The organism is Mesorhizobium sp. C395A (assembly GCF_030323205.1).
Taxonomy (GTDB): Bacteria; Pseudomonadota; Alphaproteobacteria; order Rhizobiales; family Rhizobiaceae; genus Mesorhizobium.
Map to the genome: position 1 here is coordinate 2,431,612 of NZ_CP100473.1, position 22,030 is coordinate 2,453,641.

A 22,030-nucleotide genomic window follows, 5' to 3' on the forward strand; every position below is an offset into this window, starting at 1 on the left:
CGAAGCGGCGATTGCGAGACGGGGTGGGGGGTGCGCCCTACGAGACCCCCCACCCCGCTTCGCAAAAGCCGCCTTGCGGCATTTGCTGCGCTACCCTCCCCACAAGGGGGAGGGTGAAGAAGCTCAAAACCGCTCCAGCTTCGCCCGCACCTTCACCAGAAACGCCGCCCTCGTCCTTGGCGTCGAGGCGTCCATCAGGTAGTGCGCCAGGAAAAACGTCCGGCAGCGGCGGGCGCACAGCGCGCGCATACCGCGCAGCAAGGTCTTGCGGCCAGGCTGGCCGACGACGACGCTCCACCAGGTCGGCGCGCCGCAGGTGGTGATGACGCCAACCTTGGTGACATGCGTCATCAGTGACGTGATACGCCCCTTGCCCAGCTTGAAGGCGACATCGGTCGCCCAGACCCGGTCGAGCCAGCCCTTCAGCATGGCCGGCAGCCCGTACCACCAGGTCGGATAGATGAACAGGATCGCCTCAGCCCAGGCGAGATGCTCGAAATGCGGTTTTAGGGCCGGATCCTCCGGCGCCCGCTCATTGTAGGCGCGCCGCTCCTCGCTACCCATCACCGGGTCGAATTTTTCGGCGTAGAGGTCGAGCAGTCGCACCGCCCAACCCCGCGCCTTCAGCACGTCGACGGCGGTATCTCTGATCGCGGCGCAAAAACTTTCGGGCACCGGATGGCAATAGACCACCAGCACGCGCATCAGAATTCATCCATCCCGGCCGCGACCTTGGCCATGAAGGCCGCGCGGGTCTTCTCGGTCGACAGGTTCATCGAATAATGCGCGAGGTAGGACACCGAGGCGCCGGGCCTGATCGTCGCGCGCAGCATCCGCTTGACCAATTTGCGCGGCGGATCGCCCATCAGCATGGCGCGGAACCGGCTGCCGCCATAGGTGGTGACGGCGGTCAGCTTGCGGATGTTGTGGAGCGAAGGCTGCGCCTTGCCGTCGACCAATTTGAACGACACGCCGGGCAGAAACACGCGGTCGAAAAAGCCTTTCAGGATGGCCGGGAAGCCGTAGTTCCAGACGGGATATGACAGCACCAGCGCCTCGGCCTTGAGCAGCCGCTCGACATAGGGCGCGGCCGGGTCCGCAGGGCTGCGTTGGTTATGATAATCCACCCTCTCCCCGCGCGTCAGCCTGGGGTCGAAATCCTCTGCATAGAGATCGCAATCGTCGACCTCATGGCCGGCGGCCGTCAGCCGCTCGACGATCGTGCGGTGCAGGCCTGCATTGAAGCTGGTCTCCACCGGGTGTGCGTAGAGGACGAGGACTTTCATGGGGAAATACTTGCGAGGTGGGCGCGAGGCACCCCCCTCTGCCCTGCCGGGCATCTCCCCCGCAAGGGGGGAGATTGGCAGCCTTTGTGTCGCACCTGTCCTTTCAACGTTGAAGATAGGCGAAGGCGGGGCGAATAATCTCCCCCCTTGAGGGGGGTGAGAAGTAGTCGGCGAAGCCGATGGAGAGCCAATTGCTTGGCTTTCCAAACGACGAACGCCCGAAGCGGCAGCGAAGGGCCGGTGCCGGCAGGCCAGAGGGGGGTGTTCAAGCGCAAACCTCTCACCCCGCCCTCTGCAAACCCTTGAACAAAAAAGTCCGGCCCGAGCGATAGTCGTAATCCGGATTTTCCCAGGCGATCATCTTGCCGGGATTGAGCAGGCCTTGCGGATCGGTCTCGCGCTTGAAGGCGAGCTGGATTTCATCCGTCTGCTTCATGCCGCCCTCTTCCAGCGTGTAGCGGTGCGGGTTGAAGATCGGGCAGCCGTTCTCCTCATGCAGCCGGATGATTTCGTTGAGCCGCGCCTCGGTGGTGAATTTCACCAGCGGCAGGCCGAAGCAGGTGATGTTGCCGTCGAGGCGCACGAATTCGAGATGCGAAAAGACTTCGCCCGGAAACATCGCGTCCATCTTCTCCACCAGCGCCAGCTGGTTGGGAAACGGATAGAGCGATTGCAGATAGGTGATCGCGGGATCGACCCGCAGTGCCCTGAGCGTGGTATGGTTCCACGCCAGTTCGAAGCCCGGCGGCAGGCCCTTTTTCTCTTCGTCCGTGGCCGTCGCAGCATTGAAGATGACCTCGCCGCCGGCGCGGCGGGTGAAGGCGAGGAACGCGTCTAGCCCATGCCGGGCAACCATGACGACGCAGATGCTTTGCCCGTCCCGGAAGAACTTCTGGTGGCGCTTGAAATAGAGTTGCGGCACGGGCGCGGCGATCGGCGTGATCAGCTTGGTCAGGATGCCGTCCTGGCGTGCCAGCGCGTTGCCGTAGCGGGCTGCCGGCATGAAAGCGTCGAAGCCGACGATCACGTCGATCCATTCATAGGCTGCAGTCAGCGGCATCTCGACCTCGGTGATGATGCCGTTGGTGCCATAGGCGTGCGTGACTTTGTGCAAATCCTCGCCGGTGAGTTCGAGCGCCTTCGGTTCGGTTTCCATGGTGACGACGCGCAGCCGCAGCACATTGCCGAAATCACGCAGACCGCCGAAATTGATCGAGCCAACGCCGCCCGAGCCGCCGGCGATGAAGCCGCCGATCGAGGCGGTGTTGTAGGTCGACGGCGACAGGCGCAGTTCCTGCCCGGAATGCGCGCGCGTCGCTCTGTCGATGTCGGCGAGGATCGCGCCCGGCCCGGTGACGACGCGGCCCGGCGCTATGGCCTTGATCTCGTTCATCTCGGCAAGGTTCAAAACCACGCCGCCCGACAGCGGCATCGCCTGGCCGTAATTGCCGGTGCCGCTGCCGCGCGGCGTCACCGGAACGCCATGACGGTGGCAAGCGGCAAGCACGCGGATCAGTTCGGCCTCGTTCCTGGGCGTCACGATCAGGTCGCCAGTGACGTGGTCGAGCTGCTGCTTCAGCACCGGGCTGTACCAGTAGAAGTCGCGGCTCTTCTGCTGGACGATGGCCGGATTGTCGTCGAGCTTTATCCCGTCGAGATCGCGTTTGAGCGCCGAAACATCCATCATTCCACCATCAGTTCGTCGAGCTCGGCATAGTCGGGCAATTGCCTGTCGATCGCTCGGCCGTTGCGCACGACGATGCGATCCGATTCGGGCCGCGACAGCAATTCCGTCCAGCTCCGCCCTTTGAAGACGATGAAATCGGCGCTGCCACCGGCTGCCAGTGTCCCGACACCGTCGAGCCGCATCACCTTGGCCGGCGTCGCCGCCACCGTCTGCGGCCAGTCGCCGACCGGATGGTCGAAATGCAGGATGCGCGTCGCCATGCGGTAGACCTCCAGCATGTCGAGATCGCCATAGGCATAGAACGGATCGCGGGTGTTGTCGGAGGCGACCGCGACCGCAATGCCCCTCGCCTTCATCTCGTGCAGCAGCGTCACGCCGCGCCAGCGAGGCGTGGTCTGGTCGGCGCGCCGGTCCTGCAGATAGAGATTGCACATCGGCAGCGACACCACGGCAAGCTTGGCCTTGGCGACCTTGTCCAGCGTGTCGAGCACGTCGAGGGCCGGCTGGCGCGCCAGAGAGCAGCAATGTCCCACCAGTATGTTGCCCTCAAAACCGTTCCAGAGTGCGGCCTCGGCAATCTTCTTCAGCGAGATCGCCGCGATATCGTCGGTCTCGTCGGCATGGAAATCGAGATCGAGCCCGTGCCTGTTCGCCTCGGCGAACACCTTGTCGAGAAGCTCTTCGAGATCCGGCACCATATAGGTGACGACGCCGAGCACGCCCTTGGCCGCAGCCACACGCTTGGCCAGCCTCTCGAACCACTTTCTGTCTCGCACGCCTTCGATGCCGAGCAGGCAGGCTGCCTGCAATTCGATGCGGCCGCGCCATTTGTCCCGCATCGCCTCGAACACCGGCCAGGAGGTCTCCTCCTGCGGCGGCACGCTGTCGAGATGCGTGCGCAGCGCCTTGGTGCCGTGCGCGTAGGCCGAGCGCAAAGAGAAATCCATGCGCCGCGCCACATCCTCGGCGCTCCAGCGCGCTGCACGGTCGGCGCCGGTGGCATTGAGCGCGCCCATGAAACTGCCGTCGGGATTGGGTTTGCGCGGCCAGATATGGCCCTTGTCGATGTGGGTGTGGCAATCGACGAAGCACGGCAGCATGATGCGGCCGGCAAGGTCGATGGCGGTGGCTGGCGCTTTTGATTTCTTGTGCGCGGCGATGGCTGAGATCTTGCCATCGGCGACCGTTATGTCGGCCAGGGCGAAGCCGTCGCTGTCGTAAGTGGCGGCAAGGCCTGATGTCAGCGACCGGTGAAGGCGGACGTTGGTGAGATGGTACGAGCCGGAGGTCGGTATCAAGGACCGCCCCCCTCTGCCCTGCCGGGCATCTCCCCCTCAAGGGGGGAGATTGGCAGCTTTTCCGACAGCACCCGTCTTCCAACGTCGATAATTGGCGAAATCCCGGATGACGTCCAATCTCCCCCCTTGAGGGGGAGATGGCCGGCAGGCCAGAGGGGGGTGTTTCGCGCCAGCATCTCAATCACGTCACCCAACCCCCTACCGCTCATGCTTCAGCGCGCTCTCGTGCCAGCGGCGCAGGATGAGATGCGACACGAGCGACAGCACCAGGAAGATCAATATGCCGGTGAGCGAGATCAGGATCAGCGCCGCGAAAAGCCTTGGCGCGTTGAGGCGGTAGCCGGCCTCGATGATGCGCGAGGCGAGCCCTGAGGATTGTCCCTGCGCGCCGGCGACGAACTCGGCCACCACGGCGCCGATCAGCGACAGACCGCCAGCGATCTTCAAGCCTCCTAGAAAATACGGCATGGCCGCCGGCAGTCTGAGATAGCGCAATTGCTGCCAGCGCGTCGCGCCGTTGAGCTTGAACATGTCGCGCAGATTGCGGTCGACCGAATTGAGGCCGAGCGTGGTGTTGGACAGGATCGGGAAGAACGCGACGATCCAGGCGCAAAGCAAAAGCTTCACCGTCTGGTTGTCCACATAGATGTTGATGAGCGGGAAGACCGCCACGATCGGCGTTACCTGCAGCACGATGGCGAAGGGAAAGAACGACATCTCCACCCATTTCGATTGCGCAAACAGCACCGCCAGTCCGACGCCGCCGACCACTGCAAGCAACAGACTGAGGAAGGTTATGCGCAACGTGACCAGCAGCGCGGAGAACAGGAGCCCGGCATCGCTATAGAGCGTCCACAGCACCACGCCGGGGCGCGGCAGAATATATTGCGGGATCTCGTTCCACACGCAGATGCGGTCCCACAGCCAGATCGCCAGGATCATAATCGCCAAAGGCAAGACCCACCGGCCGATCCGCTCCAGCCGCTCCTGACGTACGCGGCCGGCCTCTTCCGCGTCGAGCGTTGCGGCATTCTGGTCAATGGCCGTCATGGTGCGGTCCGGCTGATGTGTTGATGGCGTTGACCAGGATGTCCGAGGCCTGGCGGCAGAGCGCGGCATAGTCGGGCGAAGTGCGGAAAACCTCGTCTCGCGGATAGGAGGCGTGGATGGCAAGCTCGGCATGGACGCGGCCCGGCCGCGCCGCCATGACGACGATGCGTTTGGACAGGAACACGCTTTCGAAGACGCTGTGAGTGACGAAGATGACGGTGAAACGCTCGTCCTGCCACAGCTCCAGAAGGTCGTTGTTGAGCTTGAAGCGGGTGATCTCGTCGAGGGCGGCGAACGGCTCGTCCATCAACAGAATGCGCGGCTTCGTCACCATCGCGCGTGCGATCGAGACGCGCATCTTCATGCCGCCGGAAAGTTCGCGCGGCACGGCGTTTTCGAAACCGGTCAGGTGCACCCGCTCCAGCATCTCCATCACCGCCGGCGCCGCCTTGGCACGCGACACGCCTTTCAGCCTGAGCGGCAACCAGACATTGTCGAATACATTGGCCCAGGGCAGCAGCGTCGGTTCCTGGAAGACGAAGCCGATATTGGCGCGGTCGATCGAACCGCCCCAGTCGAGCTGACCGGATGTCGGCGTCGACAGGCCCGCGATCAGCCTCAACGCCGTCGACTTGCCGCAGCCGGACGGCCCGAGAAGGCTGACAAAATCGCCCTCGCGGATGGCGAGATCGACGTCGCTCAATGCAGTCACGCCATTGGAAAACACCTTGCCGACATGGCGCAACGTCAGCAGCATCGGGCCTTCACCCGATGCCGTCATGGGCGCCTGCGCCATCTTTTCCAGCTTCACGATTACTTCTTCAGCTCGATTCCGACACCTTTGTTGATGAAGGCCAGCGTGTAGGCCTTCTTGATATCGATGCCCTCGGGCGTGACCTTGGCCTTGACCATCTTGTCATAGAAGCTCTTGATCCGGTCTTCGTTCATGGCGCCGATGCCGAGCTTTTCGGTGTCGCCGGAATCGGCCAGGCCGAACTTCTTCATCTGCTCGATCGAGAAGGCAATCTGCTCGTCGCTCATGTCGGGATTGTCTTTCTTGATCATCTCGTTGGCGGCCTTGTTGTCGCCGTAGAGGTAGTTGTACCAGCCCTTGGCCGAGCCATCGACGAAGCACTGGACCACCTCCGGCCGCTTGTCGATCGTGTCCTGCATCACCTCGATCGTCGTCGAATAGGTGTCCCAGCCATAGTCGGCCAGCAGGAACTGGTTGGGCACGAAGCCGCCTTCCTTCTTGACCGCAAAAGGCTCCGAGGTGACGTAACCCTGCTGGATCGACTTCTTGTTGGCTAGGAATGGAGCGGTGTTGTAGGTGTAGGGCACGCGCTTGGCGGCATCGAAACCGAGTTCGATGACCATCCACTGGAAGAAGGTCTGGACGCCCTCGTCGCCGAGAATGTACTGGTCGGCGTTCTTCAAGTCCTCCCACTTGTCCAGCCCCTGCCCCGGGTGGGACATGATGACTTGAGGGTCCTTCTGGAAATCGGCGGCGACGACGCGCATCGGGATGCCCTGCTGGACGGCGTCGAAGGCCGACAGCAGATTGCCGCCCATGTAGAAATCGAGCTTGCCGGCCAGCAGCAGCGGCCGCCCGCTGACCTGCGGACCTCCCTGCGAAATCGTCACGTCGAGGCCACATGCAGCGTAGGTGCCGTCGGCGACGGCCTGGTAGTAGCCGCCATGCTCGGGCTCGGCCAGCCAGTTGGTGCCGAAGGTGACCTTCTCGTTTGCTGCCGCGCCGAACGTGCCGGCTCCAAGCAGCGCGACCGCAAGCGCTGAAATCTTCTGTTTTCCGTACATCGACACCACCCTTTGTTGGCTCCGGAGCGTCACGCGCCGGGCTCGACACCATTGATCCAAGAAGCAAGACACATGCCACCGCCCGGGCCGCCTGCTTGCGCGGCAGTCACTGCCAACACCGGACGGGTCATGCTGTGCGGGAGGCATCGTGCCTATTTTTTGGACGCCTGTCCACAATCGCCCTTGTGCCATGCACCACATCTTGAACGTACTATCGGTCACGTCTTAGGCTGGTCTCGCAGACAGGAGATTGCCATGTTCAGATACCTCGCGCCGAAGTCGATCAAGCCGCCTTTCGCCCGCTATAGCCACGGCGTCGAGGTGCCGCCAGGCAAGCGGCTGGTTCTGTGCTCCGGTCAGGTCGCCATCACGGCGGACGACCAGATCCCCGAGGATGCCGGCGCGCAGGCCGAGCTCTGCTTTCAAAACATAGCGGCGATTCTGGCTGAAGCCGGGCTGGGGCTAGGCGACATCGTGCGCATAAACGCCTACGTCACCGACCGCGCCTTTCTGCGGCCCTATATGGACGTCCGCGACCGCTTGTTTGCCAGCCCCGCGCCCGCCTCGACGCTGATGATCGTGTCAGGCTTTGCGCGGCCGGAGTTCAAGGTCGAGGTCGAGGCGATTGCGGCTGGGTGATCGACAGGCGACGTTTGGCGCGCTAGGTCTCCCTCACAGTCAAGAGGCATGACATGACCGTTGCAAACAGACGCGTTTGGTGGGGCGACTACCGGACCACCGAATACGCCGCGATCGATCCGGAGGCGACGATTGCCGTGCTGCCGGTGGCGGCGATCGAGCAGCACGGCCCGCATCTGCCTGTATCAACCGATACCTCGATCATGAACGGCATGCTGGAGACGGTCATCGCCCGCCTGCCCGGCGATCTCGACATCCGCATCCTGCCGGTCCAAACGGTCGGCAAGTCGAACGAGCATCTGCAGGCGCCGGGCACGCTCACCCTGCCGGCGGCCACCCTGGTCGATGCCTGGACCGAGCTTGGCCTGTCCGTTGCCCGCGCAGGCGTAAGGAAACTGATCGTCGTCAACTCGCATGGCGGCAATGAAGAGATCATGGGCATCGTCACGCGCGAGCTGCGCGTGCGTGAGAGGATGCTGGCGGTGAAGACCAGCTGGCAGCGCTTCGGCCGCCCCGCCGGCATGTACACCGAGCTGGAAGACCGCCATGGCATCCATGGCGGCGACGTCGAGACCTCGTTGATGCTGCATTTTCGCCCGGAGTTAGTCGACATGGCCAAGGCCGACAATTTCGCCTCCAAGGTCGCCCGCGCCGAAACCGAATTTGCGCTGCTGCGCCACACCGGAACGCACGCTTTCGCCTGGATCGCTGGGGATCTCAACCCCAACGGCGTGGTCGGCGATGCCAGCATTGCCACGGCCGAGAAAGGCCGACTGACGGCGGAGCATCAGGCCGACGGCTTCATCACCCTGTTGAAGGATGTGCGCAAGGCGAAGCTTGCCGACTGGCTGGCATAGCGGGCCGCCTTAGCCGTCGATCTTCAACACGAAAGGCGTACCCTCAAAAGCATCGGCGCCGCGTCCGATCGCCTCGATCGCTTCGATCATGCGGCCTTGTCGTGAGAGCAGAGCATCCGCGACGGCGATCAACCGTGGATTGGGTGTCGCCGAGGGCGAAAGCTTCCGCAATGTCTGCGCAAGTTCGACTTCGTCGCGCTTCGGGGCGAGCGCCGCCGCAATGATATAGGCCGAGGCGGTCGAGCGGCTGATGCCGGCATAGCAATGGACGACCATGGGTTTGGCGCGGTCCCATTTCCGGGCGAAATCGAGCAGATTGCGCACATGGTCTTCGCCGGGCATGGTCATGCCGTCCTGCGCCACCGCGATGTCGTGCATGACCAGATGCAGGTGGTTTTCCCTCGCGATTGAGGCCGGCCGCGTCACCTCGGTGCCGGCAGCGAGCAGTGACAGCACGCGCTCGGCGCCGCTTTTGGCCACCGTCTCCTCAAGCTTTGCCAGCGAACAGATATGGATCATGGCGCGATCTCCTTCGACCCATCGTCGCGCCGTGCGCCCCAGTCGGCAAGCGCCGATTCAAGCCGCTGCCATTCCTCCTGACTTCCAGGCAGCCCCGCGCGGAGCACCTGGGGACGCTCGGAAAAATGCCTGAGCAATATGCCGCGCTCGCCGAGCGTCGAAAACAGCCCCGGTGCATCGGCAAGCCGGAGATAGCGAAACAGCGTCGTGCCGCCGGCGACAGCAACGCCAAAGCGCGAAAGCAGCGCATCGAGCCGCGCCGCATCCTGCGCCAGCCGCCGCCGCATGTCGGCCTGCCAGCCGCTGTCGGCAAGCGCGCGGATGCCGTATTCGAGCGCTGGGCCGGCGACCGCCCAAGGGCCGAATTGCGTTTCAAGCCTTTCGACCGTCACCGCATCGGAAAGTGCGAAGCCGAGCCGCAGGCCGGCGAGACCGAAGAATTTGCCAAACGAGCGCAGCACGACGATGCCGCCCCGCCCGACATCGCCGGCCAGGCTTTCCGCGTGCGGGCCGACATCCATGAAGGCTTCGTCGACGACCAGCAGACCGCCTATGGCGCGCAATGTCTCGGCAAGCCGAAGCAGCCTTTCCCGCGACACGACTCGCCCGTCGGGATTGTTGGGATTGACGACGATGGCAATTTCGGCTCCGGCAAGCGCCTCGAAATCGTCGACCTCCGCCACCGCATGGCCGGCAATCGCGGCGGCCCTGGCATGCTCGGCATAGGTCGGCCCGAGCACCAGCGCCTTGCCGGGGCTGACCAGCGAGGCGACGCGCGGCAGCAGGATCTGCGTGCCCGGGGCGACCACCACATTCTCGGCCGAAGGCGCGCCATAGGCGCCGGCCGCGACCCTGGCCAGCTCACGCAGGCGCGCGGCCTCCGGCAATCGTGACAGGGCGGTGGCGGGCAGCTCGAAAAGCGGGTAGGAGTGCGGATTGATACCTGTCGAGAGATCGACGAAAGGTTGTGGCGCGTGAGGGAAGAGCGCCCTCGCCCGGCCAAGGGATCCACCGTGATCCACCACAGTAATCGCTCCATCAGAAAGCTTCATGTCGATCCTGATCGCTTTCCTGTCGCTGGCCATCGAACGCATCCTGGGTTACCCGGACTGGCTGTTCCGTGCCGTCGGCCATCCCGTCACCTGGTTCGGCAGGCTGATAGCCTTTCTCGACCTCAGGCTCAACCGCGACACTGATTCCGACGCGCTGCGTCGCCGCCGCGGCGCGCAGGCGCTGCTGGTGATCGTGCTGGTGCCGGCGGCAATCGCCTTCATCGTGCAAATCCTGCTCTGGCAGCTCTTTCCTGCCGGCATGATCATCACGGCAATCTTGGCCTCGTCGCTGCTGTCGCAAAAGAGCCTTACCGAACATGTCGAGGCGGTGGCCGATTCGCTGGATACCGGCGGGCTGGCGCTCGGCCGCATTGCGGTTGCGCGCATCGTCGGCCGCGATCCAGAGAAGCTCGACCATGCCGGCGTCAGCCGCGCCGCCATCGAAAGCCTGGCCGAGAATTTCTCCGACGGCATCGTTGCGCCCGCCTTCTGGACAGGTGTCTGCGGTCTGGCCGGCGGCGTCGCCTACAAGGCCGCCAACACCGCCGATTCGATGATCGGCCACCGCACCCCGCACCACGAGGCCTTCGGCCGCGCGGCGGCACTCTTCGACGACTGGATCAACCTGCCGGCGTCCCGGCTGACCGCGTTGCTGATCGTTGCCGCCGCCTTTCTCGTTGACGGCGCCGATCCCCGCAACGCTTGGCAAGCAATGCGGCGCGACGCCAAAAAGCACCGCTCACCCAATGCCGGTTGGCCGGAAGCAGCAATGGCCGGCGCACTCGGCCTGGCGCTCGCCGGCCCGCGCAGCTATGGCGGCGTCATCGTCGAGGACGCCTATATGGGCGAAGGCGGTAGGCGCGCGGCGGAAAGCCAGGACATCAGGCAGGCGCTGAAATTGTACCAGGTGGCGGACTATCTGCTGATTGGGCTGTTCGGGTTGCTGTCGGCGGTGCTTATCGCGGTGACGTTCTGAGAGCTTACCGTCGCCCTTCCCTTTACCCTCCCCCTTGTGGGGAGGGTCGGCGCGAAGCGCCGGGGTGGGGGACTGCGACCTACGAGGACCCCACCCCGATCCGCTTCGCGGATCGACCCTCCCACAAGGGGGAGGGTACGAAACCCCTCAAAACTCGATCCCCTGCTGCGCCTTCACGCCGGCCGAAAAATGATGCTTGGTCACGCCCATCTCCGTCACCAGATCCGCCGCCTCGACCAGCGCCGGCTTGGCGTTGCGGCCGGTGACGACGACATGCAGACCTTCGCGCCGCGCTTTCAGCGCCGCCACCACTCTGTCGAGATCGAGATAGTCGTAACGCAGCGCGATGTTCAGTTCGTCCAGCACGACGAGGCTGATCGAGGGATCGGCGATCAACTCCAGTGCCTTGGCCCAGGCGGCTTCAGCCGCCTTAATGTCGCGCTTCAGATCCTGCGTCTCCCAGGTGAAACCCTCGCCCATCGTGTGCCAGACGACGCGGCCGCCAAACGCCGCGAAGGCATCCTTTTCGCCGGTGTGCCATTTGCCCTTGATGAACTGGACGATTCCGACGCGCTTGCCATAGCCGAGCATGCGTAGCGCCAGCCCGAAGGCAGCCGTGGTCTTGCCCTTGCCGGGTCCGGTGTTGACGATCAGCAGCCCCTTCTCGACCGTCTTTTCCGCGACCTCGGCGTCCTGCACCGCCTTGCGCTTGGCCATCTTGGCGCGATGGCGCTCTTCATCTTTTGCGTCGATATCGGTCATCTCATTTCACCTTGAGCGGCAGCCCCGCCACCATCAGAAGCACCATATCAGCTACCACCGCGATCTGCTGGTTGAGCCTGCCGGCGGCATCGCGGAACCGGCGTGCCAGCGCATTGTCGGGCACAATGCCTTGTCCGACTTCGTTCGAGACCACGAACCACGGCCCGCGCGGCCGCGAAAGCACATCGGCCAGCCGCCGGCACTCCCGCTCTAGATCATGATCGGCCAGCATATGATTGGTCAGCCAAAGCGTCAGGCAGTCGACAAGCACCGGCTGGTTGTCCGGCAATGCCTCGAGCGCACCTGCAAGATCAAGCGGGGCATCGATGGTCGCCCATCCCTCGCCGCGGCGCGAGCGGTGTTGCGCGATGCGCTCGCGCATTTCGCCGTCATAGGCTTGCGCGGTGGCAATATAGGCCCTTGGCGGCGGCAACGCCGTCGCCAAAGTTTCGGCATGCGCGCTCTTGCCGGAGCGCGCACCGCCGATGATGAAGGTCAAACTGCGATCAGGCAAAGCTGTCGCGCAGGCTGGTCGCGGTGCCGGTGAAGCGCGAGTGCACTATGCCGACAACTGCGCCGAGCACCAGCCAGAACACCAGATTGGTCAGCGTCACCGCCACCACGAACTGATGATGCAGGCCCTCCGGGATCGGCGTTACGAAACTGTCAGGCTGCGGCGCGCCGACAATATGCGGGGCGACGATCAGGACGACGGCGAGCACGGTCAGGGGCGCCGACGTGCGGAAGGTGATAAGGGCAAGGCCGATCGCGGTTGCCATCACCGTTGCCCACCACCAGATCTGGCGCTGTATGAGATCGGCCGCCGGCATTGCCGGCAGTTCCGGCGGCAGGCCGAGTCCCGGCGCCAGCGTGAACACGGCAAAGCCCGCCAGGCCCCAGAACACGCCCTGGCGCCAGCTGCCGATGCCGCCGGCGAACTCGGAAACCGCCACCAGGACCAGCGCGAAGCCGATGCCGGTGACGATATTGGCGACGACACTGAAGGCGAAACGCTCGAAGCCGTCGGCCGGCGCCCAGCCTTCGTCCTCCGCCGGCGCGGCTGCTTCAGCCGTTGCGGGTGCTGCGCTGCTCACGGCATTTTCCGCCGGCGCGGCGGTGCTCATGGCATTGGTGTCCGTAGCGTTGGCGGCGGGCGCCGCGGCATGCTGATGCTCGTGGCCGCCACCAGCCTTTTCGTAGACCTCCGCCTTGAGGATCAGCGGCACGGTGGCGTAGGCCTGCATGCAGGCGAGAGCGACACCGGCCACGAGCCCTGCGATCGCCGCGATGAACACGACGTTGCGAAACAGGTTCATGATGTCAGATCCTCGTCAGTGGCAGGGAAACGCCATCGAATGGCGATAGTCATGCGCCGCATTGTGGACCGCATCGATATGCGAGAAACCGACAACGCCGACGACGAAAATGCCCAGAAACGCGCTAAGCACGAGCTGCATGAAGCGCGACTGCGAGGAGACGGAAGCGCCGAGGGAGACGGAAGCGGTATTCATATCTTGTCCTTTCGCCCTCCACCCGAGGGCATCGAAGTCAGTTCCCTGTCGCCGGCAGGTCTCCTGGCTCGCGGATCAGCGCCCTTCCCCACCTTCCCGAGGAAAAAATCCTCAGTGGCTTGGAGAGGACTACCGCACACAGTTGCGGGGGCAGCCACGGCATTGGGCAACAAGTCAGCCCTCACCGCATTCCCTCTTGGTCCCTAACGGAACCGACGACATGCATGACTATAGGCTGAAACGGCCGCATCCGGCAAACCAAATTCCGCCGGCCAACAGCGCGAATGCGCCATGCGGCGTTACGGGTTCAACGCGGTGATCCGCTCGGCAACCAGCCGCTGCAGCCGCCACAGATGGCGATCGTGAATGCCGCGCTCTTCAAGGTTTTTCACCGTGTTGTAGAGATAGTCGGCGCCCGACCCCCAGTGCCCGCAGGACGTTGCCAGCCTTTCGACGACCTTGCCCTCGTCGAGCGGTCCTGAATAGGTCAGGCCGTTGCGGTTGATGACGAAGGCCAATGCCCTGAGCGGTCCGGCCTCGCTTGCAAGCTTGAGCATGCGCGGCCGGTAGCTTGTCGGCTTCAGCGTGACTTCGCGCCGGAAAAGCCGGCCCAACTGCTCGCGCCGGTTATTGTCGGTCAGCCGAAAGGCGACGCCCTTGCATTGTCCGCCACGGTCCAGCGCCATCATCAGGCCGGGGCTGTCCTTGGTGCCGCGCCAGCGCGTCATGTTCATGCAAAAGGACCGATGCCAGCCGCGCGCCAGCGCAACGCGGTCCTCGACATAATCTATTTCCGGTTTCCAGATCAGCGATCCATAGCCGAACAGCCATAGCGGTTCGCTGTCCGGGAGTTCGACCTGCAATTCATCCAGCAGCGCGTCATAGTCGGCTTCATCGAGATGCATCGCGTCCGGATCCGGCCCGGGGTCCCTGATCTCGCGCCAGCAGCGCGCGACCAGCTCCGGCGTAAGCGACATCTGTCGTGCGGCCACTTCCGAATCCCCCCAATTTCCGAATGTCCCGTGTCCACGACATGATTATGCGCCGCGCCTGCAACCGGCAATGCGGCACTCTGATTGACAAACGATTTGCCGGGGTGTCGGCTGACGCTTCATAGGAAGCCAGCCATGCATCCCAGCCCGAGCGAGCGCGACCCCTATAACGGCCTGAGCCGGGCCGAACCGACGCTACCGTCGTCGGCCTATTGGGATAGCGAGGCTTACCAGCGCGATCTCGACGCCATCTGGCACAAAAGCTGGCTGCTCGTCTGCCGCGAGGCCGACCTCGCCCAGCCGCTGGCGTTCAGGACATTCCGCGTCGGCACGCAGGAAATCGTCATTCTGCGGGACGAGACCGGCGAACTGCGCGCCTTCCACAACACTTGCCGGCATCGCGGCTCGCAGCTTTGCCAGAAAAGCGAGGGCCGGCTGAAAGCGCGGCTCATCACGTGCCCCTACCACGCCTGGTCCTACTCGCTGCGCGGCGATCTCGTGCGCGTTCCCTCGAAATCGCTGCCAGATGGTTTCGACAAGGCAGATCATCCGCTCTACCGGGTGGCGCTGTCGGTGTGGCGCGGCTTTGTCTTTGTGAACCTTCAGCAGGCTGCGGCCGGCTCCGCCGGGACCTCCTTCGATCCCGCATCCGGCGACCTCGCCAACTGGCCGCTGGAAACGCTGGTATCAGGCCATGTCCTGCGCAAGGTGATGAACTGCAACTGGAAGATCTTCTGGGAAAACTTCAACGAGTGCCTGCATTGCCCGGGCGTCCACAAGGACCTGTCTCGGCTGGTGCCGATATACGGCCGCGGCCTGATGAGCCGGCACGACGACCCCGACTGGGTCCGCCATGCCGACAATGACGCGCCGGAGTTTTCGGGTGGCCTGCGCCCCGGCGCCGAGACCTGGTCGCGCGACGGACATGCCCATGGCCCGGTCTTACCGGGCCTGACGCCAGCCGAGCGTGCGGCCGGACAGACCTATGCCACCAGCCTGCCCTCGATGTTCATCGTCGGCCATGTCGATTATGTCAGAACGGTGCGACTGATGCCGCTCGGTCCCGAACAGACCGAACTCACCGCCGAATGGCTGTTCGCGCCCGAGGCGCTGGCTGAGACGGACATCGACAATGTCGTCGCCTTCGGCACCCAGGTGCTGGAGGAGGATGCCGCGATCTGCGAGATCAATCAGAAAGGCCTGCGCTCGATGCGCCACCAGGCCGGCGTGCTAATGCCGGAGGAGTACGATCTGCACCGCTTCCACAACTGGGTGCGCGAGCGGCATGCAGCGCTTGAGGCAACCGCCTGATCGGCGACTAAAGCGACTTCGGCAGATAGCGCCAGGAGATAAAGCCGCAAACCGCGGCCAGAATGCCCAGCGTCACGAACACCGAGCCGAGGCCGAAAAACGCCAGCACCACCGAATAGACCAGCGGCGGCGTCAGCTCGGAAAAGTCGAGATAGGTGCGGTAGACCGCGGCCATCTGCGCCCGCTCATAGGACCGCACCGAGCGCATGAAGGCGGTCGAGCCCAGTGCATCGAGCGCGATGGTGAAGAAGGCGCCGCAGAGCAGGAAAAAGCCCGTAAGCAGCGGCGCGGTAGTGCCGACCGCGCCCGCCGCAAGCAGCGTCGCCGACATCGCGAAATAGGCGAAGGTCATGGTGCGCCGGCCGCCGAAGCGTTTTCCCGCTTTGCCCCAGAAGATCGCCATGAACAACAGCGCATTGCCGGCCGAAACCAGCAGGCCGCCGGCAAGCTTGCCCTCGCCGGTAATCACCATGAACAGCGGCCCGTAGACGAAGAACGTCGTCCAGAAGCAGGAGCGGCCGAAGGCGATCAGCCAGGCCAGCCTGAGCCTGGGTTGTGCTACGAAGCGGCCGATATTGGCCAGCGGATTGGCCGGCCGTGTGTTGCCCGGCCGGATCGACCGGTTGTCGCCCAGCCTGTAGGTCCAGAACAGCGCCAGCAAGGCCAACGCAAACACCGCGACCGCGCCATGCGCGGCATAGATGCCGTAGCGTGTGTAGAGGAAGATGCCGAGTGTCGGCCCGCCGGTCCAGGCCAGCATCGACCACGCCATGCGCAGCGATTCGGCCTGCATGAAATCGGTCTTGCGGATGTGGTCCATGATGTAGAGGTTGAGCGTGATCGACAGGGCGCTCGCCCCCATGACGCGGCACAGCATGCCTGTCAGTTGCCCGGCAAGCGTGTGGGTGACGAAGAACAGCGAGCCTATCGCCAGCAGGCAGGCGCCGGCGGTATAGACCCAGCGCCGGGCAAACCTGCGGATCAACATCGGCATGAACAAGGTCACCGACAGGCCGAGCAGCGCCACGATGGTGTAGAGGATCGAGACGATCTGCTCGTTGTGCAGAATCTCATAAGCCTGGATCGGGATGACGCTCGATACCGTGGCGCGGGCGAAGGATTCGACCGCATAGAGCGAGGCAAAGGTGCGCGCATCCGCCGGACGCAGGGCTGGCAGCCAGATCGGATGGCGCACATGGGTGGACATTTGATCCCCAAATCAGACTCGCAGCCCAAATCTGCGCTGGCGCTTCCTCCGCCGGTAACAGGAAACCGACCCCTTCCCGGCAAAAAGCGAATTCGGCCAATGGCTTTCCGGCTCTGGCCTAAAGCGCCGTGCGATGCAGCCGCACGGCGCGACCCGGAGCGTAGAGGGCGGCCTTCTTTTGTCCGGTGCAACCGTGATAGTCGTCTTTGGGGCTGAATCAGATCGCGAGACCATGAGCATCCATACCGCACCCCCTGGAGATCAACTGAAGCGAGATCAACCGAAGCGCATCGTCGCCATCGATGTCGTACGCGGCATCGCGCTGATCGCCATGGCGAGCTACCACTTCACCTGGGATCTCGAAAATTTCCACTACACCGACCCCGGCCTCACCGCCGTCGGCTGGTGGAAGATCTATGCGCGCTGCATCGCCTCGACCTTCCTGTTCCTGGTCGGCGTCAGCCTGTTTCTCTCTCATGGCAGGCAGATCCGCTGGACCGGCTTCTGGAAACGTTTTGCCATGGTCGCCGTCGCGGCCGCCGCTATATCGGCGGTCACGTACTTCATCACGCCGGACAGCTTCATCTTCTTCGGCATCCTGCATCAGATCGCGCTGGCCAGCCTGCTCGGCCTTTTGTTCTTGCGGCTGCCGTCCTTGCTGACGCTTGTCGTGGCGGCGGTGGTGATCGCCGGGCCGATCTATTTCCGATCCGAAGCCTTCGATCATCCGGCGCTGTGGTGGGTCGGCCTGTCGGCGATCAACCCGCGCTCCAACGATTACGTGCCGCTGTTTCCCTGGTTCGGCGCCGTGCTTCTCGGCATCGCCGCGGCAAAGTTTGCGTCCACCACCGGCCTGCTGGCGCGGCTGGCCACGCTGGGATCGGGAAGCTGGACCAGGCCGCTCACCTTCATCGGCCGCCACAGCCTGGCTTTCTACCTGATTCACCAGCCGCTGCTGTTCGGCTGCGTCTGGCTGTTCTCGCAGATCGCGCCGGCGCCGGTCGAGACACGGGAAGTGGTCTTCCTCAAGGAATGCCAGGTATCCTGCGAACAGCAGCGCGACACGGAGTTCTGCACCAGCTATTGTGTGTGCATGCTGGACACGCTGCAAAGCGAAGCGGCATTCGACCGGCTCTACAATGGTGACCAGACCCCGGAGTTCAAAGCGCATCTCGGTGAACTCGCCGGCATCTGCACCGCAAGGACGGAGGAGAGTCCGATGACGCAGGGAGGGCAACAATGACCGACAAGCTAGCAAAACCCGGGCTGGCAAAACCCGATCTACCGAGACCACGGCTGATCCCGTGGCCGCCGCTGATCTACATCGCCGCCATCGCCATCAGCATCGTGCTCGGCCTGTTCTATCCCCTGCCCTGGATCGGCGACCTCTTGGGCGACCTTTTGTTTGCCGCCGGCTTTGTGGTGCTGTTTGCCGTCGCAGCCCTCTGGTTCACCGCTATCCGCACCATGATCCGGGCCAAAACGACGATGAACCCCAATGGCGTGCCGGAGCATCTGGTGACGTCTGGCCCGTTCGGCATCACGCGCAACCCGATGTATCTGGCCAACACGCTGCTTTTGATCGGCGTCGCCTTCGTCTCGGGGATCGTATGGTTCCTGCCGCTGGCCCTGATCGCGGCTTTTGCAACGCAGAAGGTCGCCATCGAGAGCGAGGAGAAGGTGCTGTTCGCCAAATTCGGCAAGAAGTACCGCGACTATGCGAAGCGGGTCAGGCGCTGGATCTGAGGCGGGTGTGATCGCTGGCAGGGTTCGCATGCCTTGGCGACTAGCCGAAACGCCCATCTCTTCGTCATCCACGGGCGAAGCAAGGAGCGTAGCGGCGCAGCGCAGACCCGAGGATCCATGCCGCGACGTACAGGCGTTGCCACGTCCAGAATTCTGCACCGCTGCACTCCACGGCCAATGTCACGGAATGGATTCTAGGGTCTCCGCGACGGAGCCTCGCTCCTGCTTCGCCCTAGAATGACGAAGTGTGGAAGGGCTCCGCTAATCGCGAACGTTTGCGACGGGCGCGCAAACGCTCGACGATCCGCTCAGGTATTTACCCCCAACTCCACCAGCCGCTCGACGCAAGACTCCTCCGCCTGGTCGAGCTCCGCCAGCGTCTCCTCGAGATCGCGGCGCTTCTGGCGCAAATCCTCGCGCTTTTCCTCGATGCGCTTGATCATCAGGTTGAGTTGACCGACCTCGCCGGGCGGTTCCTTGTACATCTGGATGATTTCGCGGATCTCGTTGATCGAGAAGCCGAGCCGTTTTCCGCGCATGATCTGACGGATCAGATGCCGGTCAGATGGGCGAAACAGCCTTGTGCGGCCCCGCCGGACCGGTTGCACCAGCCCCTCGTCCTCATAGAAGCGCAGCGTCCGCGTCGACACGTCGAATTCGCGGGTCAGTTCGGTGATCGAATAATATTCCCGCATCTTTGCTCCAAATGTCGGAACATCGGAAAACGCCCGGTCGCCCGGGATTTCCAACGCATTCCGATCAACCCCGTTCCAAGCCGGACTCGGCATGAAACCCCGCGCAAGCCTCGCACCACATTTACGTAAAAGTCAATTGAACCCGCAACGCCTCTTTCTCAAGGGATAGCGAACCACCAGGTGGCCAGCCCGAGGAAGGCAAAGAAGCCAACGACGTCGGTGACCGTAGTGACGAAAACCGCCGACGCCACCGCCGGGTCGATCTTGAACCGGTCGAGCAATAGCGGGATCAGGATACCGGCAAGGGCTGCCACGAACATATTGATGATCATCGCCGCCGCTATGATGCCGCCCAGATTGGGATCGCGGAACCAGACGGCCGCGACGATGCCGATCAGCACGGCGAAGATGATGCCGTTGATGGAACCCACGCCCATTTCGCGGCGGATGATGCGGCCGGCATTGTAGATGTCGAGATCCCTGGTCGCCAGCGCGCGTACCGTGACGGTCATGGTCTGCGAACCGGCATTGCCGCCCATGCCGGCCACGATCGGCATCAGCACGGCCAGTGCCACAATGTGCTCGATGGTGCGGTCGAACAGGCCGATCACCGATGCCGCCAGGAACGCCGTCAACAGGTTGACCAGCAGCCAGGGCACGCGCGAGCGCGAGGTCGAAAGAATGCTGTCGGACAACTCTTCGTCGCCGACGCCGCCCATGCGCAGCAGATCTTCCTCGGCCTCCTGCTGGATGACGTCGACGACGTCGTCGATGGTCAGCACGCCGACCAGCCGCTCGTTCTCGTCGACGACGGCGGCGGACAGAAGATCGTATTGCTCGAAGTCCCGCGCCGCCTCTTCCTGGTCCATGGTGGCCGGAATGGCGTGCCTCGTCTCGTGCATCACGTCTCCGACCTTGGTCGTGCGCTTGGTGCGCAGGATCTGGTCGAGGTCGATGGCGCCGAGCAACTTGAAGCTTGGATCGATGACGAAGATCTGGCTGAAGCGCTCGGGCAGGTTCTTGTCTTCGCGCATGTAGTCGATGGTCTGGCCTATGGTCCAGAACGGCGGCACGGCGACAAACTCGGTCTGCATGCGGCGACCGGCGGTCTCTTCCGGGTAGTCGAGCGAGCGGCGCAGCCTGATCCGCTCGGTGAACGGCAGCTGCGACAGGATCTCGTCCTGGTCTTCCTTTTCAAGGTCTTCGAGAATGTAGACCGCGTCGTCGGAATCGAGGTCCTGCATGCCCTGGGCAATTTGCTCATTGGGCATATTGTCGACGATATCGCGGCGGATCGCCTCGTCGACCTCGGTCAGCGACGAGAAGTCGAAGTCGGCGCCGAGCAGTTCGACTAGGGCGCGACGCTGTTCGGGGTGCAGGGCCTCGAGCAGATCGCCAAGTTCCGACTGGTGCAGGTCGTCGACTTCGCGCTTCAGCGTCAGCGTATCGCGATCGGCGATCGCCGCCCCGATCTGGGCCAGGAATGATGACAGGACGGCGCCGTCCTCGCCATAGATGTCGGCGTGGGCGTCGTCAGCGGCTTTGGCGCCGGTCGTCTGGTCGTCCTGGCGTTCCACCAGCGGCTCCCGCCATGGGAATTTCGGAAAAGGTGCCTGTCAGGTCCTAGCGCGCAACGCACGGGAATATCAAACGAAATGCGCCCCGCCCTGCATATGGGCCGGGAGCGATTTCATCAGGATACGACGCCGCCCAGGATTCAGGCGGCGCGACAGCGCATGTCGCTGGGGAAAGAGCACCCGAGCACGGTTGGGGCAGAATTGTCATGATGCAGGTCCTGCCATCTGCCGGACCCGCCCAGGCCAGGAACCAGAACAGCCGGAAGCCCTTGAAGATCAGGTCACAGACGCAGAAGGCAATCGAGGAACGGCGCGTGCGCGTGGTCGTCGCCGAACGCAATCCGCTCGTGATATCGGCGCTGCGCGACATGCTGGACTGCGACGGGCGCTTCGAGCTCCTGGCCTGCGTGCAAAGCGGCAGGCATTTTCTTGAGTTGGCAGCGGAAGGCGAATTCGACGTCGCAATCATCGGGTGGAAGCTTGCCGACATGGACGGCGCCGATGTGCTGGCCGAGGTTCACAGCCGCAAGCTCGGCGTGCGCATCGCGGTGTTTTCCAACGACCACGACATCGGCATCCTGAAGCAGTGCGTGCGGCTCGGCGCCCAGGGCTACTGCTTCCAGTTCGACGATCCGGCGATCATCTTCGAGACCATCCTGGCCGTCGCGCATGGCCGCATATGCATCCCCTACATCGACATCAACAAGGTCAACGACACACCCTTGTCGCTGCTCACGGTGCGCGAGCGCGAACTGCTGGCCGTGCTGTCCGACGGCTGGACCAATTTGCAGATCGCGACGCGCACCGGGATTTCGGAGAACACGGTGAAATACCACCTCAAGAATCTCTACGACAAGCTCGACGTCCGCAACCGGGCGATGGCCGTCGCGCTCTATGCGCGCGAGCGGCGTACCCAGAACCAGCCGTTCGGGTAGGAAAGCGATGAGCCGCGGGTAGGTCACCCGGGTGGGCAACCCCCACCCGCGCGCGGCAAGATGTTACCCCTTGAGGTGTTGTTGCCATTAGCCGTCGAGACGAAACTCCCCT

The 22,030-nt window shown here is 63.6% G+C and carries 24 protein-coding genes and 1 riboswitch; of the genes, 7 read left to right on the forward strand and 17 right to left on the reverse strand.

Features of this window, described 5'->3' with window-relative positions; genetic code table 11:
* Window positions 1–123: 123 nt before the first annotated feature.
* From NLY37_RS12035 to NLY37_RS12065, 7 genes are all read right to left on the reverse strand, one after another.
* Window positions 124–705: an NAD(P)H-dependent oxidoreductase gene (locus NLY37_RS12035; RefSeq protein ID WP_023741608.1), complete on the reverse strand. Its 582-nt coding sequence runs from the start codon at window positions 703–705 to the stop codon at window positions 124–126.
* Complete coding sequence (locus NLY37_RS12040; RefSeq protein ID WP_023741609.1) at window positions 705–1,286, reverse strand: NAD(P)H-dependent oxidoreductase; 582 nt, start codon at window positions 1,284–1,286, stop codon at window positions 705–707. Before NLY37_RS12040 ends, NLY37_RS12035 begins: the two co-directional genes overlap by 1 nt.
* Window positions 1,287–1,566: 280 nt before the next feature.
* Window positions 1,567–2,970 (reverse strand): FAD-binding oxidoreductase, encoded by a 1,404-nt coding sequence (locus tag NLY37_RS12045; protein ID WP_031246110.1) that lies wholly within the window; start codon window positions 2,968–2,970, stop codon window positions 1,567–1,569.
* A complete protein-coding gene (locus tag NLY37_RS12050; RefSeq protein ID WP_023741611.1) occupies window positions 2,970–4,271 on the reverse strand; it encodes a cytosine deaminase in 1,302 nt (433 codons plus the stop codon). Before NLY37_RS12050 ends, NLY37_RS12045 begins: the two co-directional genes overlap by 1 nt.
* 198 nt (window positions 4,272–4,469) lie before the next feature.
* The gene (locus NLY37_RS12055) at window positions 4,470–5,321 is read right to left on the reverse strand and encodes an ABC transporter permease (RefSeq protein WP_023741612.1); all 852 of its coding nucleotides are present in this window, start codon (window positions 5,319–5,321) and stop codon (window positions 4,470–4,472) included.
* A complete protein-coding gene (locus NLY37_RS12060; protein ID WP_023741613.1) occupies window positions 5,308–6,132 on the reverse strand; it encodes an ABC transporter ATP-binding protein in 825 nt (274 codons plus the stop codon). The genes NLY37_RS12055 and NLY37_RS12060 overlap by 14 nt, the downstream gene beginning before the upstream one ends.
* A 2-nt stretch (window positions 6,133–6,134) precedes the next feature.
* On the reverse strand, window positions 6,135–7,139 hold the full coding sequence (locus NLY37_RS12065; RefSeq protein WP_023670774.1) for an ABC transporter substrate-binding protein: 1,005 nt from the start codon (window positions 7,137–7,139) through the stop codon (window positions 6,135–6,137).
* Between the two features lie 255 nt (window positions 7,140–7,394).
* Between NLY37_RS12065 and NLY37_RS12070 the strand changes: the two genes are divergently transcribed.
* The gene (locus NLY37_RS12070; RefSeq protein WP_023670775.1) at window positions 7,395–7,778 is read left to right on the forward strand and encodes a RidA family protein; all 384 of its coding nucleotides are present in this window, start codon (window positions 7,395–7,397) and stop codon (window positions 7,776–7,778) included.
* Window positions 7,779–7,831: 53 nt separating this feature from the next.
* On the forward strand, window positions 7,832–8,635 hold the full coding sequence (locus tag NLY37_RS12075; protein WP_023670776.1) for a creatininase family protein: 804 nt from the start codon (window positions 7,832–7,834) through the stop codon (window positions 8,633–8,635).
* A gap of 9 nt (window positions 8,636–8,644) precedes the next feature.
* Here NLY37_RS12075 and NLY37_RS12080 read toward each other — a convergent pair whose 3' ends face one another.
* Entirely contained in the window at window positions 8,645–9,154 is a 510-nt protein-coding gene (locus tag NLY37_RS12080; RefSeq protein WP_023706115.1) for a tyrosine phosphatase family protein, read from the reverse strand.
* Complete coding sequence (gene cobD, locus NLY37_RS12085; RefSeq protein WP_023741614.1) at window positions 9,151–10,206, reverse strand: threonine-phosphate decarboxylase CobD; 1,056 nt, start codon at window positions 10,204–10,206, stop codon at window positions 9,151–9,153. The genes NLY37_RS12080 and cobD overlap by 4 nt, the downstream gene beginning before the upstream one ends.
* Between cobD and cbiB the strand changes: the two genes are divergently transcribed.
* Window positions 10,205–11,182 carry an adenosylcobinamide-phosphate synthase CbiB gene (gene cbiB / locus NLY37_RS12090; RefSeq protein WP_023741615.1) on the forward strand — a complete coding sequence of 326 codons (978 nt, stop codon included), beginning with the start codon at window positions 10,205–10,207 and terminating at the stop codon, window positions 11,180–11,182. The genes cobD and cbiB overlap by 2 nt on opposite strands.
* 147 nt (window positions 11,183–11,329) lie before the next feature.
* Here the strand turns inward: cbiB and cobO are convergent, their stop codons facing one another.
* From cobO to NLY37_RS12115, 5 genes are all read right to left on the reverse strand, one after another.
* Entirely contained in the window at window positions 11,330–11,944 is a 615-nt protein-coding gene (cobO, locus tag NLY37_RS12095; protein ID WP_023741616.1) for a cob(I)yrinic acid a,c-diamide adenosyltransferase, read from the reverse strand.
* A 1-nt stretch (window position 11,945) separates the two neighbouring features.
* On the reverse strand, window positions 11,946–12,458 hold the full coding sequence (cobU, locus tag NLY37_RS12100; RefSeq protein WP_023741617.1) for a bifunctional adenosylcobinamide kinase/adenosylcobinamide-phosphate guanylyltransferase: 513 nt from the start codon (window positions 12,456–12,458) through the stop codon (window positions 11,946–11,948).
* Window positions 12,451–13,260: a CbtA family protein gene (locus tag NLY37_RS12105; protein ID WP_023741618.1), complete on the reverse strand. Its 810-nt coding sequence runs from the start codon at window positions 13,258–13,260 to the stop codon at window positions 12,451–12,453. Before NLY37_RS12105 ends, cobU begins: the two co-directional genes overlap by 8 nt.
* Window positions 13,261–13,275: 15 nt before the next feature.
* Window positions 13,276–13,455, reverse strand: a complete 180-nt coding sequence (locus NLY37_RS12110) for a CbtB domain-containing protein (RefSeq protein WP_023670784.1) — start codon at window positions 13,453–13,455, stop codon at window positions 13,276–13,278.
* A 36-nt stretch (window positions 13,456–13,491) separates the two neighbouring features.
* A riboswitch (cobalamin riboswitch) is annotated at window positions 13,492–13,687 on the reverse strand.
* A 67-nt stretch (window positions 13,688–13,754) separates the two neighbouring features.
* Window positions 13,755–14,447 (reverse strand): gamma-glutamylcyclotransferase, encoded by a 693-nt coding sequence (locus NLY37_RS12115; protein WP_031196360.1) that lies wholly within the window; start codon window positions 14,445–14,447, stop codon window positions 13,755–13,757.
* 135 nt (window positions 14,448–14,582) lie between these two features.
* Between NLY37_RS12115 and NLY37_RS12120 the strand changes: the two genes are divergently transcribed.
* Entirely contained in the window at window positions 14,583–15,758 is a 1,176-nt protein-coding gene (locus NLY37_RS12120) for an aromatic ring-hydroxylating oxygenase subunit alpha (RefSeq protein ID WP_023741619.1), read from the forward strand.
* Window positions 15,759–15,765: 7 nt separating this feature from the next.
* On the opposite strand, the gene NLY37_RS12125 is transcribed toward NLY37_RS12120, so the two are convergent.
* Complete coding sequence (locus tag NLY37_RS12125) at window positions 15,766–16,965, reverse strand: MFS transporter (RefSeq protein WP_023741620.1); 1,200 nt, start codon at window positions 16,963–16,965, stop codon at window positions 15,766–15,768.
* Window positions 16,966–17,197: 232 nt separating this feature from the next.
* Between NLY37_RS12125 and NLY37_RS12130 the strand changes: the two genes are divergently transcribed.
* Both NLY37_RS12130 and NLY37_RS12135 read left to right on the forward strand, forming a co-directional pair.
* The gene (locus NLY37_RS12130; RefSeq protein WP_023741621.1) at window positions 17,198–18,208 is read left to right on the forward strand and encodes an acetyltransferase domain-containing protein; all 1,011 of its coding nucleotides are present in this window, start codon (window positions 17,198–17,200) and stop codon (window positions 18,206–18,208) included.
* A complete protein-coding gene (locus NLY37_RS12135; protein ID WP_031246111.1) occupies window positions 18,205–18,711 on the forward strand; it encodes a methyltransferase family protein in 507 nt (168 codons plus the stop codon). The genes NLY37_RS12130 and NLY37_RS12135 overlap by 4 nt, the downstream gene beginning before the upstream one ends.
* A gap of 308 nt (window positions 18,712–19,019) precedes the next feature.
* On the opposite strand, the gene NLY37_RS12140 is transcribed toward NLY37_RS12135, so the two are convergent.
* Together NLY37_RS12140 and mgtE are read right to left on the reverse strand one after the other, a co-directional pair.
* Window positions 19,020–19,406, reverse strand: a complete 387-nt coding sequence (locus NLY37_RS12140) for a MerR family transcriptional regulator (protein WP_023685221.1) — start codon at window positions 19,404–19,406, stop codon at window positions 19,020–19,022.
* A gap of 158 nt (window positions 19,407–19,564) precedes the next feature.
* On the reverse strand, window positions 19,565–20,983 hold the full coding sequence (gene mgtE / locus NLY37_RS12145) for a magnesium transporter (RefSeq protein WP_023741622.1): 1,419 nt from the start codon (window positions 20,981–20,983) through the stop codon (window positions 19,565–19,567).
* A gap of 314 nt (window positions 20,984–21,297) precedes the next feature.
* Here mgtE and NLY37_RS12150 point away from each other — a divergent pair, with 314 nt between their 5' ends.
* On the forward strand, window positions 21,298–21,918 hold the full coding sequence (locus NLY37_RS12150; RefSeq protein WP_032888681.1) for a response regulator transcription factor: 621 nt from the start codon (window positions 21,298–21,300) through the stop codon (window positions 21,916–21,918).
* The last annotated feature ends 112 nt before the right edge of the window (window positions 21,919–22,030 follow it).